15 protein-coding genes and 1 pseudogene are annotated in these 15472 nt (G+C 43.4%); 13 read left to right on the plus strand and 3 right to left on the minus strand.

Annotated features, from left to right (window positions below):
* Window positions 1-132 precede the first annotated feature (132 nt).
* Window positions 133-378, plus strand: a complete 246-nt coding sequence (locus tag JMX13_RS05175) for a hypothetical protein (protein WP_201610420.1) — start codon at window positions 133-135, stop codon at window positions 376-378.
* A gap of 174 nt (window positions 379-552) precedes the next feature.
* On the opposite strand, the gene pdxA is transcribed toward JMX13_RS05175, so the two are convergent.
* Complete coding sequence (pdxA, locus tag JMX13_RS05180) at window positions 553-1650, minus strand: 4-hydroxythreonine-4-phosphate dehydrogenase PdxA (protein ID WP_201610422.1); 1098 nt, start codon at window positions 1648-1650, stop codon at window positions 553-555.
* 324 nt (window positions 1651-1974) lie between these two features.
* Here pdxA and dnaB point away from each other — a divergent pair, with 324 nt between their 5' ends.
* The 3 genes from dnaB to argF all read left to right on the plus strand — a co-directional run bounded on the left by dnaB (window position 1975) and on the right by argF (window position 5827).
* Window positions 1975-3378 carry a replicative DNA helicase gene (gene dnaB, locus JMX13_RS05185; RefSeq protein ID WP_201610424.1) on the plus strand — a complete coding sequence of 468 codons (1404 nt, stop codon included), beginning with the start codon at window positions 1975-1977 and terminating at the stop codon, window positions 3376-3378.
* A gap of 195 nt (window positions 3379-3573) precedes the next feature.
* Complete coding sequence (gene alr, locus JMX13_RS05190) at window positions 3574-4698, plus strand: alanine racemase (protein WP_201610426.1); 1125 nt, start codon at window positions 3574-3576, stop codon at window positions 4696-4698.
* 205 nt (window positions 4699-4903) lie between these two features.
* Window positions 4904-5827, plus strand: coding sequence for an ornithine carbamoyltransferase (argF, locus tag JMX13_RS05195; RefSeq protein WP_201610428.1), 924 nt, complete (start codon window positions 4904-4906; stop codon window positions 5825-5827).
* Between the two features lie 158 nt (window positions 5828-5985).
* Here the strand turns inward: argF and rpiA are convergent, their stop codons facing one another.
* Window positions 5986-6645, minus strand: a complete 660-nt coding sequence (rpiA, locus tag JMX13_RS05200; RefSeq protein ID WP_201544231.1) for a ribose-5-phosphate isomerase RpiA — start codon at window positions 6643-6645, stop codon at window positions 5986-5988.
* 363 nt (window positions 6646-7008) lie between these two features.
* Between rpiA and ilvA the strand changes: the two genes are divergently transcribed.
* From ilvA to JMX13_RS05245, 9 genes and pseudogenes are all read left to right on the plus strand, one after another.
* Window positions 7009-8562: a threonine ammonia-lyase, biosynthetic gene (ilvA, locus tag JMX13_RS05205; protein WP_201610430.1), complete on the plus strand. Its 1554-nt coding sequence runs from the start codon at window positions 7009-7011 to the stop codon at window positions 8560-8562.
* Window positions 8563-8944: 382 nt separating this feature from the next.
* Window positions 8945-9115 (plus strand): annotated as a pseudogene (locus tag JMX13_RS13755) (excalibur calcium-binding domain-containing protein); the annotation flags it as partial.
* Between the two features lie 29 nt (window positions 9116-9144).
* A complete protein-coding gene (locus tag JMX13_RS05215) occupies window positions 9145-9321 on the plus strand; it encodes a hypothetical protein (RefSeq protein ID WP_201610432.1) in 177 nt (58 codons plus the stop codon).
* Between the two features lie 119 nt (window positions 9322-9440).
* Window positions 9441-9881, plus strand: a complete 441-nt coding sequence (locus JMX13_RS05220) for an RNA-binding S4 domain-containing protein (RefSeq protein WP_201610434.1) — start codon at window positions 9441-9443, stop codon at window positions 9879-9881.
* Between the two features lie 214 nt (window positions 9882-10095).
* Window positions 10096-10593 carry a low molecular weight protein-tyrosine-phosphatase gene (locus tag JMX13_RS05225; protein ID WP_201610436.1) on the plus strand — a complete coding sequence of 166 codons (498 nt, stop codon included), beginning with the start codon at window positions 10096-10098 and terminating at the stop codon, window positions 10591-10593.
* Window positions 10594-10741: 148 nt separating this feature from the next.
* Entirely contained in the window at window positions 10742-11890 is a 1149-nt protein-coding gene (gene murB, locus JMX13_RS05230; RefSeq protein ID WP_413786302.1) for a UDP-N-acetylmuramate dehydrogenase, read from the plus strand.
* Window positions 11880-12653, plus strand: coding sequence for a YdcF family protein (locus tag JMX13_RS05235; protein WP_201610444.1), 774 nt, complete (start codon window positions 11880-11882; stop codon window positions 12651-12653). Before murB ends, JMX13_RS05235 begins: the two co-directional genes overlap by 11 nt.
* A 158-nt stretch (window positions 12654-12811) precedes the next feature.
* Window positions 12812-13042 (plus strand): cbb3-type cytochrome oxidase assembly protein CcoS, encoded by a 231-nt coding sequence (ccoS, locus tag JMX13_RS05240; RefSeq protein ID WP_201610453.1) that lies wholly within the window; start codon window positions 12812-12814, stop codon window positions 13040-13042.
* 164 nt (window positions 13043-13206) lie between these two features.
* Window positions 13207-14037 (plus strand): sulfite exporter TauE/SafE family protein, encoded by an 831-nt coding sequence (locus JMX13_RS05245; RefSeq protein WP_201610455.1) that lies wholly within the window; start codon window positions 13207-13209, stop codon window positions 14035-14037.
* A 126-nt stretch (window positions 14038-14163) separates the two neighbouring features.
* Here JMX13_RS05245 and JMX13_RS05250 read toward each other — a convergent pair whose 3' ends face one another.
* Window positions 14164-15354, minus strand: a complete 1191-nt coding sequence (locus JMX13_RS05250; RefSeq protein ID WP_413786303.1) for a DEAD/DEAH box helicase — start codon at window positions 15352-15354, stop codon at window positions 14164-14166.
* Between the last annotated feature and the right edge of the window lie 118 nt (window positions 15355-15472).

Here is a 15472-nt window from a genome sequence, read left to right on the forward strand (position 1 = left end):
GGTTTTACGCCAATGCAGAAACTAAACCACGCAGCTTAATTCTATTTAATAAGTGTCTTATGGTTGGGGTGATTACCATCCTAAAACTGGACTGCATATAAAACCTACTATAAAAAATAGGAAGATAATACCATGAGTAACATTATAAGAGAGATTCATATATATCCTTTAAGTGATGAATTTGCAGTTTACGAAATTATTTTAAACCATGCTCAGTTTTCTATACTAAAGGAGAATCTAGATAATACTGGCGATAAAAATTATAGTTATGTGTATCCAGTTACTTTAGAAGAATGCTTACATGCCGATATTAATATTCCATACGAGTATAGAAAAGGAGGTTTTGAGTTTCACGTACTTACTTATGAGAACTATTAAGGTATACCTCAACGGAACCAGCTATTTCACCCTCTAAACCTATTAACAGACTACTTAAAGCAGACTGCTATAGTGGAACCATTTAAAACAGACTGTGTTTGATGATTCATAAATAGCCATTACTCACACTAAAGTTACCCAATACTGCATTACAAATCTCGCTAAGGCACCGACTTATGCAAGAGGTCTATTAATAAGCGATTTATACGCCATCTCATTAGCCATCAGTAGTGCTTGGTATAAGCTGGTAGCACTTGCACCGCCACGTCCTGCCAAATCAAGCGCGGTGCCATGATCGACGGATGTTCGAATATACGGCAACCCCAAGGTAAGATTCACCGTATCGCCAAAGCCGTGCGACTTAAGCACTGGCAAACCCTGATCATGATACATAGCAATCACCGCATCACAGTTCGCTAGATGTCTGGGTGTGAATAAGGTATCGGCTGGCATTGCCTCTGATATATCGACACCTGCATCAATAAACTCACGCAATACAGGATTGATAATCTCAATTTCTTCAACGCCCAAATGCCCGCCCTCGCCTGCATGCGGATTAAGACCGCAGACCAAAATACGTGGCTGCATTAAGCCAAATTTCTCGCGCATATCATCGATGACAATTTGTACCGTTTGACGAACGTTATCAGCGGTGATAGCCGCAGGTATGTCTTTTAATGCTAAATGCGTGGTAACAAGCGCTACTTTCATCGCTTGATTGGCAAGCATCATGACGACTTTCTCACAGCCACTTTGCTGCATAAAAAACTCGGTATGACCGCTAAACATGGTGCCATCGAGTAATTTAATATCGGCATCTATCAGCGCAGACTTTTGCAATGGCCCTGTGACGATAGCGGCGACTGTTTTGTTGGTTGCTAATTTATGGGCGATGTTCAACTGTTTGGCAACCATTGCCGAATTGCGAGTATTAATTTGTCCGCAAACGACTGGCTCAGCACAAGGGATATCCAGTAGAATAAAAGCATGATTGTCATTATTGTTGTCATCAATAGTTTGTTTCGATATCTGCTCTAAGAAATCATCAGCTGCAATGTCTAAATCAACGGTTTGCCAAAGTGGACGGCTTTGGAGCACACCTGCTGTCACCAACATATCAGCGCGCTTTTGCATCGCAGCACTATCGGCAGTGACCCAAATTGGGCGTTTAAAATCTTGTAGTTTACCCTCAGCTGCTAATAACAGCACGACATCCATACCAATGCCAGCAGGCTCACCAGTTGTGATTAATAATGGTAATTTTTTTTGCATAGTAAAACATCCTATTGTGATATTAAGTATATGATTTTATTTTATTTTTTATTATAAAGAGGAATGGTTAAGATGCTCTGAAATATCATACATTTTATGTTATAGAAGATGGCATTTTTATAGATAGTTACTTATAGCAGCCGAAAAAACGGCATAATGTGTTAAACTTTCGCTTTTCATTGTAGCATTTACCAGCAAGCGCTGAGACCACGTTTTGGTACTTCTCTCGTAGAGATAGGTCGCGCTTGATTGGCGGTATCACTCTTAAAATAAATACTTACACCAAATATCCATTTATACCGAATTTTGACACATTAGGCACCCATGGCAGACAACGAAAAAACCGACGACTTACTCAATCAGACACCGCCGCACAATATCGATATTGAAAAGGCCTTGTTGGCGTCTTTGATGAGTATCGAAGAGGCTTACGATAAGATTGCAGATATCGTCACCAAAGACGATTTTTATGCGGGGCGACATCAGTATATTTTTGACGCTATTGCGCATTTGGCAACGGTCAACGAGCCTTATGACACGGTCATGGTACATGACTGGTTGGAAGCACAAAAACTACTCAAAGGAGCAGGTGGTGACAGCTACTTAGCCGATATTTTAAGCCAAAGTCCCGCCACCTTGTTTAACCTCACCGCTTATGCCCAACGCGTACGCGAACTCTCGACTTTGCGTCAGCTGATTACCACTGGCAATGACATGCTGACCCTTGCCTATAATCCCAAAGACCAAACGGTAAGCGATATTCTAGATAATGTCGAAGCAAAAATATTTAGTATTAATGAGCAACATAATAAACGCGCAGAACAGCGTGGCCCCGTTGGTATTACTTCGGTATTGACCAATGTCATTGATAAAATTCAAGAGCTAAAATCCAATCCCGACGGCATGATAGGTTTGCAAACCCCATTCGTCGAGCTAAATAATAAGACGCAAGGTTTACAAGCCGGCGATTTAGTTATTGTAGCTGCCCGTCCTTCTATGGGTAAAACCACCTTTGCCATGAACTTAGCAGAAGGTATTTTATTTAATGAAGACTTACCCGTAGTGGTGTTTTCGATGGAGATGCCAGCAGAGTCTATCGTCATGCGTTTGCTGTCTTCATGGGGCGCGATTAATCAGACGCACCTGCGTTCTGGGCAAATGAATGAAGATGAATGGGCAAAAATGATGAATGCCATTCAGCATTTGCAATCTAAGCATTTATATATTGATGACAGTACTGCCCTGCCGCCTTCTGAGCTGCGTTCGCGCTGCCGCCGTATCGCCAAAAACCATGATGGCAAGCTTGGCGCTATTATCGTCGATTATCTACAATTAATGAAAGTGCCAGGTTTAGATGGCAACCGCGTGGGGGAAATCTCCGAGATTTCTCGTAGCTTAAAAGCCTTGGCCCGTGAGCTTGAATGCCCAGTCATCGCCTTATCACAGCTTAACCGCAGTCTAGAGAACCGTCCTAATAAACGTCCTATTATGTCGGATTTGCGTGAATCGGGTGCGATTGAGCAGGATGCCGATTTGATTATGTTTATTTATCGCGATGAGGTTTATAATGAAAACTCAGACCACAAAGGCGTGGCTGAGATCATCATTGGCAAACAGCGTAATGGCCCTATCGGCACCATACGCTTGGGCTTTGAAGGTCAATTTACTCGCTTTATCAACCTGACGCCAGAATACTATCAAAACGTCAGCTTTGAAAATGACGAGTGATAAGCTTAATAAATAATAAATAATAAATAATAAACAGAACGAACGATACGCTTAATTAGCGAATATCTATAAAAATAGCCAGTGCGTCATTAACCCAATTGATGACGCACTGGCTTTATCACTTTACTCATAAAATAACTTTGCTAATAAGCCAATTTTGACAATAATATAAGCTTGCTAATAGAGAAGGCCATTATGCGCACTATCACAATTAAACCAGTAGCCATCACCCATAATTTGGCTGAAGTTAAAAAACGGGCACCGACATCTAAAGTCCTTGCTATGGTTAAAGCCAATGCCTATGGTCATGGCGTGGCCGCTGTTCTGCCAGCATTAAAACAAGCCGAACCACAGGCAGATGGTATCGGCGTCGCAACCTTGATAGAAGCATTAGAAGCTCGTCAATTAGGCTGGAATAAAATCATCGGTCTAATCGAAGGTGCTTTCACTAAAGATGAGTGGCAGCTGGCGATTGAGCATGATATTAGCTGCGTGATTCATCATGAGCCGCAGTTAACGTGGGCATTAGAAAACACCCCACCTACTACCAGCGCTACTAGCGTGGTTTGGCTTAAATACAATACTGGCATGAACCGCTTAGGGTTTAATGATCAAACCCTTCTTCCAGCAGCCAAACGTTTGCATGAAGCCGGTTATCAGCTAATTTTGACCACCCACTTTGCCAATGCCGATGACCGCACTCATCCTCTAAACACTATTCAAATCCAGCGTTTTAACGACATGCTGCAGACTTTAAGAGAAACTATCAGTAGCGATATAAAAGGCTCATTGTGCAACTCAGCGGGTATCGTCAATTTTCCAGAGCATCATCACGATTGGGTACGGCCGGGCATCATGCTTTACGGTAGTACGCCTGTTATTGATAAAAGTGCGCATGATTTAGACTTACAGCCAGCGATGGAATTTAGCGCACAAATTATCGCCTTACAAACGATCAGTGCCGGTGATGGCATTGGTTATGGCAGCCGCTGGACTGCGATGCAAGATACCAAAACGGCTTTGATCAGTATTGGTTATGGCGATGGCTATCCACGGGTGGTGAGTGCTGATGCCTATGTCTCTGTTATTGATGCCATAAACCATCAGAGCTATCCATGCGCAGTAGTCGGACGAGTAGCCATGGATATGATTGTCATTGATGTCAGTGCCGTACCAGAAAGCGTGGCTTTAAATAGTAAAGTCATACTTTGGGGTGATGCGCCGCACGTTGATGAAGTCGCCGTCCATGCTGAGACCATTAGCTATGAGTTGCTATGCCGCCTAAGCGCTCGCCCAAATCGGGCAATAGCAAAGTCATAGTTGATATAGATTAATATCATTATGGTTTAAGAGACGAATGGAGCACTGAAGCACTGCTGAATCACGGCAAATTGGACATTTACATTAAGTCTAATTACGCTATACTAAAAGTTTGTTGTCACACCAGTATACGCACTGACGCGATGCTATTAAAAAATGACAACGTATCATTTTTCATCGACTGCGATCGACTGCTAGGATTATTATGAGTTTGCGCCATTTTTTGACCCTATCTGATTTAACCAAACAAGAACTAGAAAACCTAATCAAACGTGCGAGCGAACTGCGTAAGATGCAACACGCCGGCGAGATATATCAGCCTTTTGTTGGTCGGACGCTTGGTATGATATTTGAGAAGTCATCCACCCGTACGCGTATCTCCTTCGAGACTGGCATGGGTCAGTTTGGCGGTAATGCTATATTTTTATCGCCAAATGATACTCAGCTTGGGCGCGGTGAGCCACTAGAAGATTCCGCTCGCGTCATCTCAAGCATGGTTGATATCATCATGATTCGTACCTTTGGGCACGAAAAGGTTGAAACCTTTGCCGAATACTCTAGTGTGCCTATTATCAACGCGCTCACTGACGAATTCCATCCATGCCAGCTACTTGCTGATATGCAGACTTATTATGAGCATCGCGGTAGTATCGAAAATAAAATCGTCACTTGGGTCGGTGATGGCAACAATATGTGCGCCTCCTACATGCAAGCGGCCAATCAGTTTGGCTTTGAGCTACGTGTAGCAGCCCCGTATGGTTTTGAGCCTGACCCTGAGCTGATGAAACGCTTTTCACATTGCGTGAGTATTGTTGAAAATGTGCAAGAAGCGGCGAAAGATTCAAACTTAATTGTCACTGATGTGTGGGCAAGCATGGGACAAGAGTCTGAACAAAACACCCGTGCGCGCCGTTTTGCTTCTTATCAAGTCACGCCATCCTTACTTGATAAAGCCGATCCTGAAGTGGTCTTTATGCACTGCTTACCTGCGCACCGCGGCGAAGAAATCTCGCATGATATGCTCGATGACCCACGCTCTGTAGTGTGGCATGAAGCTGAAAACCGCTTACATGCGCAAAAAGCTTTGATGGAGTTTTTATTAAAAGACAAAATCAAACTATCTGCCTAAAAACAGGCTGCTAAAAAGCATAACGTGAAATATTGATAAAATTGATAAATCAGCAGCTATAAAAACAGAAGGCACAAAAAAAGGCAGAGCATATTGATAATGCTCTGCCTTTTTATTATTTACGGCTTTATTTAGTGCAAGCTTAATACATCTATAAATTAACGCATTAGAGTCGTCACCCCATTACTGCCCGCTTTTAATAACACATCCGCTTGATTGGCGGCAAAGATACCATTACAGACCACCCCAACGATATTATTTAATTGCTGCTCTAGCGCTAGCGGGTTACTGACATCTAAGTCATAGGTATCTAAAATCACATTGCCATAATCAGTGACAAAATCTTCACGATACACTGGCTCAGCGCCCAAACGGGCTAATTGCCTAGCCACATACGAGCGCGCTTGTGGTAACACCTCTATCGGCACTGGAAATTCACGCCCTAACCACTCCACGCTTTTGCTTTCATCAACCATGCAGACAAACTTATTAGAGGCTGCAGCGACAATTTTTTCACGTGTGAGCGCGCCGCCACCACCTTTAATCAATTGCAAATGCTCATTTACTTCATCAGCGCCATCAATATAGACATCAAGCTGACCGGCAAAGTTTAAATCTATGATTTCGATACCCAAGGCGCGTAGCTTATCTTCGGTGACCTGTGAGCTGGCAACCGCGCCAGCAAGCCTTAACGTCGGCAATAACTCAATCAAACAGTTAACCGTACTGCCCGTCCCTACTCCAAGTATCATGCCATCTTCGATATAGCGCAGGGCAGCTTTGGCTGCGGCTTGCTTTTGTGCTTGCTGATCACTCATTATAAATCCTTGGAAAAATAAACGTATTACTTTAAAAGAGGTAAAATGATAAAAGAGGTAAAATGCGCGCTTATTATAACTGATGGCTTTATGGGATGTTAGCGTAAAACCTATTCTAAATATGCATTGCCTAGACTCGTTGCTAATACTTAATTGTATGTATTCATGATTTGGCCTTTAACATCTAAAAAACTCTCTACAAAATTTGCAATTGTGTCTTGCAAGATAGTGAAAATCAGCATAGGCTAATCTATTTCGTTTTTGTGCTGATCTATACTGGCTTATAGCTATTTATTTATCAAACACCAACTTTATAATTATTTGCACCTCTTTTATTTATTTTCACTCTGTTTAGGAATCATTATGCTGTCACATTGGGTACGAGCCATCTTGCAAGCCACCGTCTATGACGTCGCCATTCAAACACCACTTGAAGCTGCACCAAAGCTGACCCAACGTTTTGCTAATGATATTCGATTTAAGCGCGAAGACCTGCAACCGGTTAAATCTTTTAAATTACGCGGTGCTTATAACCGTATTAGCCAATTGAGCGACGAGCAAAAAGCGCGCGGCGTCATTTGTGCCTCAGCGGGCAACCATGCCCAAGGCGTTGCTTATTCAGCGCGTAAGCTTGCTCTAAATAACATCATCGTGATGCCAACCACCACCCCTGATATCAAAGTAGATGCTGTACGAGAACTGGGCGGCAATGTCGACTTGTATGGCGACAGCTTTGATGAAGCCAATCGTTATGCCATTAATCGCGCTGAGACTGAGGGCTTAACCTTTATTCCACCTTATGATGATAAGTTGGTCATTGCAGGACAAGGTACTATTGGTCTGGAACTAACCCAGCAATGGCGCAACATGGATTATGTATTCGTTGCCGTAGGTGGTGGCGGTTTGATTTCTGGTGTGGCAGCATTCTTGGGTGAAGTGGCGCCGCACGTCAAAGTCATCGCTGTAGAAGCAGATCAATCAGCCTGCTTAAAAGCGGCGCTAGAGGCTGGAGAACGCGTAAAACTTGAGCAAGTAGGACTGTTTGTCGATGGTGTCGCAGTTGCCCAAATTGGCGAACTCCCTTTTGATATTGTTCGTATGCAAAAAAGTGATAAATCAGGGCCTGTCGTCGAGCCTGAAGTGGTCACCTGTACCAACGATGAAGTCTGCGCGGCGGTGAAAGATATCTTTGAAGAAAACCGCAGTATCGTTGAACCTGCTGGTGCGTTGTCTGTTGCGGGCATGAAAAAATATATCGAAGCCCATAACCTACAAGGTAAAAACTGCGTCGGTATCATCTGCGGTGCCAATATGAACTTTGACCGCTTGCGTTATATCGCCGAGCGTACTGAGATTGGTGAGAAAAAAGAAGCTATCTTTGGCGTGACCATTCCTGAACAAACCGGCGCTTTCTTAAATTTCTGCCGCAGCTTACATGGCCGTAATATCACCGAGTTTAACTACCGTGCCGATAGCAAAAAATCACCAGATTCGATGGAACCCGCAGCAATCTTCGTCGGCATCGCCCTAAAAGAAGGCGATAAAGAGCGTCAAACGATTAGCAATCAATTGGCGGCTGATGGCTATGAAGCACACGACTTAACCAATGATGATATTGCCAAATCCCATATCCGTCATTTGATTGGTGGTCATGCGCATGTCGAAAATGAGCAATTATTAAAAGTGGTGTTCCCTGAACGTCCGGGCGCATTATTGACCTTTTTAGAAAAATTGGGCGATGACTTTAATATCACCTTGTTCCACTATCGCAATCATGGTGCCGCTGAAGGCCGTGTCTTAGTGGGCTTGCAAGCTTCTGAAGGCAACTCTCGCCAACTACAAGATGCGCTTCTTGATATCGGCTACGACTGCACTATGATTAATGACAACATCGGCTATCAGTTATTTTTAAAGTGAGCAAATTAGCAGTAATCTTTCATTTATCAGGGCGGGTTTTTAGCAATTAGAAAACTTTCTCTGATAAATTAATAATGATTGTTCACTTATAGCATTTATTCATTTGCAGCGACTATTAACTTCAGTAGTTATTAACAGGTAGTGAGCCGTGATTCAAAAGATACTGATGTTTATATTATTGCTGGTTTTAGTACTAGTAGGTTATAAGATGCTGCAACCTAAAACCACAACTAGCAACACTAGCACTGATGTTGCGGCTGATATTTCATCTGCCGCTGCTTTTACCTCGACTGAACTGGATGACATACCGCAAACGTACGTCGATTTAGATACAACTTCAACATCCAGCTCGGTAGTAAATCCAGCTGTAACGTCACAGCCAGTATTAATAACGCAATCAGCGTCAACACCAAGCTTTGCCTGTGATGGCAGGCAACATTGTTCTCAGATGACTTCATGCGCAGAAGCGACTTACTTTATACAGCACTGTCCCAATACAAAAATGGATGGTAACCATGATGGCATTCCTTGTGAAAAACAGTGGTGTAAGTAATTTTATATCAAATATAAACTGGGAACTTCATGTGTCGCGGTATTATCGGCTTTAGATTATCTATCGATTCCGTACAAGCACAATTTAAATTAAGCCAAAATAAAATGGTAGAAAATATCGAAGGAGTAATAAAGGGTTTAAAAAAGTTAAAAACAAACGATGCTGTAGCAATGGCTGCCAAAATCGCCAATCAGAACAATGGCTAATTTGTTTTACTTATTCACGGTAAAAAACTGCTTTGAAATACTTTAATCACTCACCACTCTTTTAATTGACAAAAAAAACACCATTATTATCTTAGTTTATTGATATTTATGAGGTTTTGATGAGTAAACATAATAAAAACCATAATCAGCCGAGCCATAGCAAACCAGATACGGTGCGTATGCGTCTTGATAAATGGTTATGGGCAGCTCGCTTTTACCGCACCCGCACCCTTGCCAAAGAAGCCATCGAAAGCGGACGTGTCCATTATGCAGGGAGCCGCGTCAAAACCAGCAAAGAGATTGCCGTTGGAGATGAGCTCAGTATTCGCCAAGGATCAGCTACTGCCATGACTGAGAAAACAGTCTTGGTTGAAGCGCTAAGCGCACAACGTGGTAATGCGATTGCCGCACAAGCATTATATTCTGAAACTGAGGATAGCGAAGAGCGCCGCGCTTATTACGCTGAGCAGCGCAAACTTGCCAATCTTGCCCGCCCTGATAATAAACCCAATAAGAAAGAGCGTCGTGATTTACAGCGTTTCAAACACAATCAAGACTAAAGCGATTCTTAACATTTATATAGGATACTGAGGTCGGCAGCTTACTATTATTAGTAGTCTAATGTGACCCTATTGTCTTACCTCTACCCTTGCCATTCAACGTATTAACCGTTACGCTGATAGCCAATTAATTTACTCGATAACATGCTAATAAACCGCATTATTTATGTTGGTCTTGATAGCATGTTTTTTTGTTGTGATAAAAGGTCATTATATGCCAATCAAAGCGTCTACTCCCTCATCCGTTCTATTGGTTTGTTTGGGAAATATTTGCCGTTCACCGACCGCCGAAGAGATTTTCCGTCAGCAAACAGCCATTGCAGGGCTGGCGATGAAAGTAGATTCGGCTGGTACGGGGGACTGGCATATTGGTCATGCGCCAGATGAGCGGGCACAGCGCCACGCCAAAGCCCATGGTTACAATATCAATAAGCTGGTCGCACGCCAAGTAAGCACTGATGACTTTCGTAAGTTTGATTTAATATTAGCGATGGATACGCAAAACTTAGCCGACCTACAAGTTATCAAAGACGGTATCAGCGATACAGATGGCAAGCTTGCCAAACTGGCGCTGTTTAGTGAAGAAGATCCAACCTATGGCGGCGACGATATCCCAGACCCTTATCAAGGTGATGCTGATGCTTTCGAAGAAGTCATTGAACGTATTGAGTCAAGTGCCCAAGCTTGGATTGAAAGTTGGAAAACCGCTTAGTGATGCTTAACGGCATTTAAGGTTTAGTAGTAATTAGTAACGCTTAATAGTGCTTAGCAATAAAGCGCCATATTTCTGCTACTTTTATACCGCCCATCCTTTATAATAAACCCCGCATGATTTTTTTATTTGCCCTATAGGCTATGTTATGACCTCAGCTTTACGCCATGATTCCAGCGCTCGATCTATGACATCGACCAATCTTGCAGTAAATTTACCACAGGCTAATTCAGTCGATTTGTCGCATAGCAATACCATGGCATTGGCATGTGTGGCGGATGTGGTCGTGACGCTGACCGATGAGGCGCAGCTTGATGCCTTTATAGCAAATTACGTAGAAGATACAGCGCATGATAAGCCGTTATTTGTGCTTTCTGGCGGTAGCAATGTTCTATTGCCAACACGGCTAAACGCTATTGTCTTACGTTCACAGATGCGCGGTATGACTGTGACGGCGCAAACGGACAGTTATATCGATATAGAAGTGATGGCAGGTGAAAACTGGCATGACTTGGTGCTGCATACGGTGGCTCAAGGTTGGTACGGACTTGAAAATCTGGCATTGATACCGGGTCTGACTGGAGCGGCTCCTGTACAAAATATCGGCGCTTACGGTGTGCAATTAGAAGATTGCTTAGAGTACGTGCGTGCTTATCATCTGCCAACCCAAACTTGGCATCAGCTAACAGCAGCAGACTGTAAGTTTGGCTACCGCGATAGCCTTTTTAAGCGTGCGCCCAATACTTGGCTGATTACTCGCGTAGGTTTTCGTTTGCATACCGATGCCAGCAGAATCCTTGCCAGCTATGGTGATGTGCAGATGGTCGCGCAGCGCTATGCAGAGCAGCAAGGGCGCAGCCAGCCTGTACCTGCAGATGTCATGCAAGCGATTATAGATATTCGCCAGCAAAAGCTACCTGACCCTAATCAGCTCCCTAATTGCGGCAGCTTTTTTCAAAATCCTATCATTCCTCAAACGCAATTTATAGCGCTACAAGCAGCTCATCCTACCATCGTCGGCTATCCAATGCCGGATGCCATGGTTAAGGTTGCCGCTGGTTGGTTGATTGAGCAGTCTGGGCTAAAAGGTAGCGGTCTCGCTCCGATTATGACCCATCAACAGCAAGCCTTAGTGTTGACCAATCACAGCCCTTATCAAGCGACCCAAGCAGATGTAGCAAAAGCCCAATGCCATATTTCTGATATTGTCTATGAGAAATATGGTATTGAATTGGCGCGCGAGCCGGTTTGGGTAAATGCTGACGGCTCTATTGGATACCACGAGCATGTGGTCTAAACGCTCATGGTCGAAGCGCTTATGGCGCTCTTACTTACGTTCAGCTGAGCGTATGATAAAGCTGTTTCGTATTATTAACGCCACTTTTTTGCTTGGTTCAACGGCGGTTATTCTTGTTCTTATCAGTTTATTTACTCCGCTATTTTCGCAAGCGGTTGTTTATGTATTAGCGCACTTACCCTTACCAAAGATGCCGCCTGCCGCCATGAGTTCTCCGCCGACTGCTTATGTGGTGTTGGGCGGCGGTCTGACCAATGACAATAATAATCAAATTATTCTCAATAGCTATAGCCTTAATCGCGCCCGTACAGCGGCAACCGCCTATCACGACTTACCGCTACCTATTGTCCTCAGTGGTGCCGAAGCGCCTTGGCTTGGTCAGTGGCTTATTGACCATGGGATTGACGGGCTTATCAGCGAAAACGCCAGTATGAATACCTGTGAAAACGCGCGTTTTACTGCCAAGCGCATTCCTCTATATCATGTTTACCTTATCACCGATAGCTATCATATGGCGCGCGCGCGCAGACAGTTTGCCCTAAACGGCATCAATAGCACGGCGATTAATGCCCCTTTACCGGTGCAGCGTGACTGGATGGAACCCGCGCAAAACTTAAGTCATTCACGGCGGGCGGTCTATGAAGTTGCCGCCTACTTACGTGATGTCATTCGTCCGCAAGCAAACTGTCGCCAAGCAAATGATGTGACCTCGCAGCAACTCTTAACGCCGAGAGGTAATGCTACCAAAACACCTACTGAATAACGCTTAGCTGGCATTTACTGCCCTAGTATTATTAGATTAGTTCATTAGATTGGTATTATTGCCGCATTATCCAATGTCTCACTTTTGATCTTTATAGAATATTTATAACACTTGCAATAAGTGTATAATATAAGAAACTGCTATTGAAGAGGTTTGCCATGCTCAGTATATTTTTATTAATTCCTTTAAGTTTAATGCTGTTCGTGGTCGCCATCTGGGCAATACGCTATGCGGTCAAATCAGACCAGTTTGAGGACTTAGATAATGCATCGCAGCGTATTATCTTAGATGATCGTCAAGAGCGGCGCCAAACCATTCAAGCTCATGAGCCTGATGATAATATACCGCAAGCTAATGATATGCAGTCGTCTGACAAAACTGGTGATTAAATAGTGATCGTGCAGATATCTTATCGGTCAAACCACTAGATATAAATAACATTCAAAAATATAACCTTCCCCATCTCATTTATACGTGACTGCCTCATCAATTTTTCGTCTTATAACATGATGACAGTAGGTTCACGCTTTACTATTTTTAGGAGAGACTTCCCATGACCACAGCTCTACTTGTTGCGGCATTGCTAATGGGTTTTTTTGGTTCACCGCATTGCTTAGGCATGTGTGGTGGCTTAGTGACTGCCTTTGGTCTGTCAATGAAAGATGTCAGCCCTACCAAGCGCCGTGCGTTGGTAGCGACCTATCATTTCGGTCGCCTGACCAGCTATGCATTTTTGGGTTTGGTCGCAGGATTGATAGGCACAGCCGTATTACAGCCATTGATGCAAGGCAATAGCACACCGCGTATTTTACTTGGTTTGGTATTGGTATTTGTCGGCGTAACAATGCTCGGTGCACCATTTTTAAACAAGCTCGAACGTTTCGGCATGCGCTTTTGGCAGTACCTAAGCCCTATTCGTCAAAAAGTATTCCCACTCAATACCTTTCCGCGCGCTTTATCTGCCGGTCTTCTATGGGGATTCTTACCTTGCGGCTTAGTCTATGGCGCTCTGTTAATCGCTGTGGTCGCGCACAACCCACTCAGTGGTGCTGCTTTGATGTTTGTCTTTGGCTTAGGAACCGTACCAATGCTGGTCGCGACTCACGAAACCGTCGGCTGGTTACGGGATAAAATCGGACGTTTTCGTTTAAGACAGCTCAATGGTGCTGTGATGGTATTATCTGGTTTAGCCGTCGTTTTCGTGCCTATCGCCATGTCCAGTATGCATGGCGACCATGGCGGTGGTCATAGCATGAACATGCAGCATGGTGAGCATACCATGATGAATGACACAGGTAATACCACCAACCACGATATGAGCCAGATGGACCATAGTATGCACAATATGAATGATGACTCAGAAAACATGGAACCTCATCACTAACTAATTGCTGTTTAATATTCCTTTAAATTGATGACATCTAAAAACAGACGTATAAAAAAGCCCTTAATCATTCATTAAGGGCTTTTTGCTGTTTAAATGCTTTAGAACTTCATTAAAAAAAATTTATTAAGGCTGCCACTGCTCAAGGCTAAACTTGGTATCTAAATGCTTTTCTAATGCTGGGATATTAAAGGCATCATCTTCACTGACAAAGCTAATACTGATACCGGTTTGTCCGGCGCGTCCTGTACGACCAATACGGTGTACATAATCATCTGGTTGATCTGGCAAGGTATAATTAATCACATGGCTGACATCATCAACATGAATGCCGCGTCCTGCTACATCGGTTGCGACCAACACAGAAGCATGACCATCTTTAAAGCGTTGCAGATATTTTTCACGCTTTTGTTGAATCACATCACCTGATAACATGACGATTTTATGCCCCTGACGCAGCTTATGATACAAGCGCTTAACCTGATCTTTACGATTGGCAAAAATAATCACCTTTTCTACTGTACCATCAGTAATGATACGCTCGACCGCTGCTAATTTTTGATCTTCGGTTAATAAGTAAAAATGCTGATCGACCAATTCACTGGTTTTATGCTCAGGCTCAATCTCTACAAACTCTGGCTCATGCAACCAACGATAAGCGAGATTCATCACATCTTGGTTAAAGGTGGCAGAAAAAAGTAAACTTTGACGATCAGTATTCGGCGGCATACGACCGACCAAACGCTTGATATCTGGAATAAAACCCATATCGAGCATACGGTCGGCTTCGTCTAATACCAACACTTCTACTCGATCCAAATAAACCATACCTTTGTGCATCAAGTCAATCAAACGCCCTGGCGTGGCAATTAAGATATCCACATATTGGCGTTCAAGCTCATGCTGCTGGGTCTCATAATTGGTACCACCCATGATACAAACGCTATGCAGCGAAGTATATTTGGTCAGAGCAAGGCAATCATCAAATATTTGCTGGGCAAGCTCACGGGTTGGTGCCATAACGACGGCGCGTGGCTCACCTAAATAACGTTCTTCATCAGCGGTAAAAGGACGTTTGAGTAACGCCTCCATAATGGTCACTAAAAACGTTGCCGTCTTGCCAGTACCCGTTTGCGCCTGCCCGATGGCGTCTTGATTTGCCAATGTATGCGGTAATATCTGTGCTTGAATGGGCGTCAATTCAGTAAAACCTAAATCACTGACGGCACGTAAGGTGGGGCTTGATAACGGCAAATCCGTAAACGTCTTAAAAGTACTCAAAAAAATATCCTTGTGTGTGAATCGCTTCTCTATCATTAATAAATAAAAGCCTAAATAGAGGCTCATAATAAGCGTTGATTTTATAATACGACTGTTTATTGTGATTAGAAGCTATTTCTTAAAAAAGCCCAGTCCGTAATCTCTAGCCAGACAA

This window comes from Psychrobacter immobilis, assembly GCF_904846285.1.
GTDB lineage: Bacteria > Pseudomonadota > Gammaproteobacteria > Pseudomonadales > Moraxellaceae > Psychrobacter > Psychrobacter immobilis_D.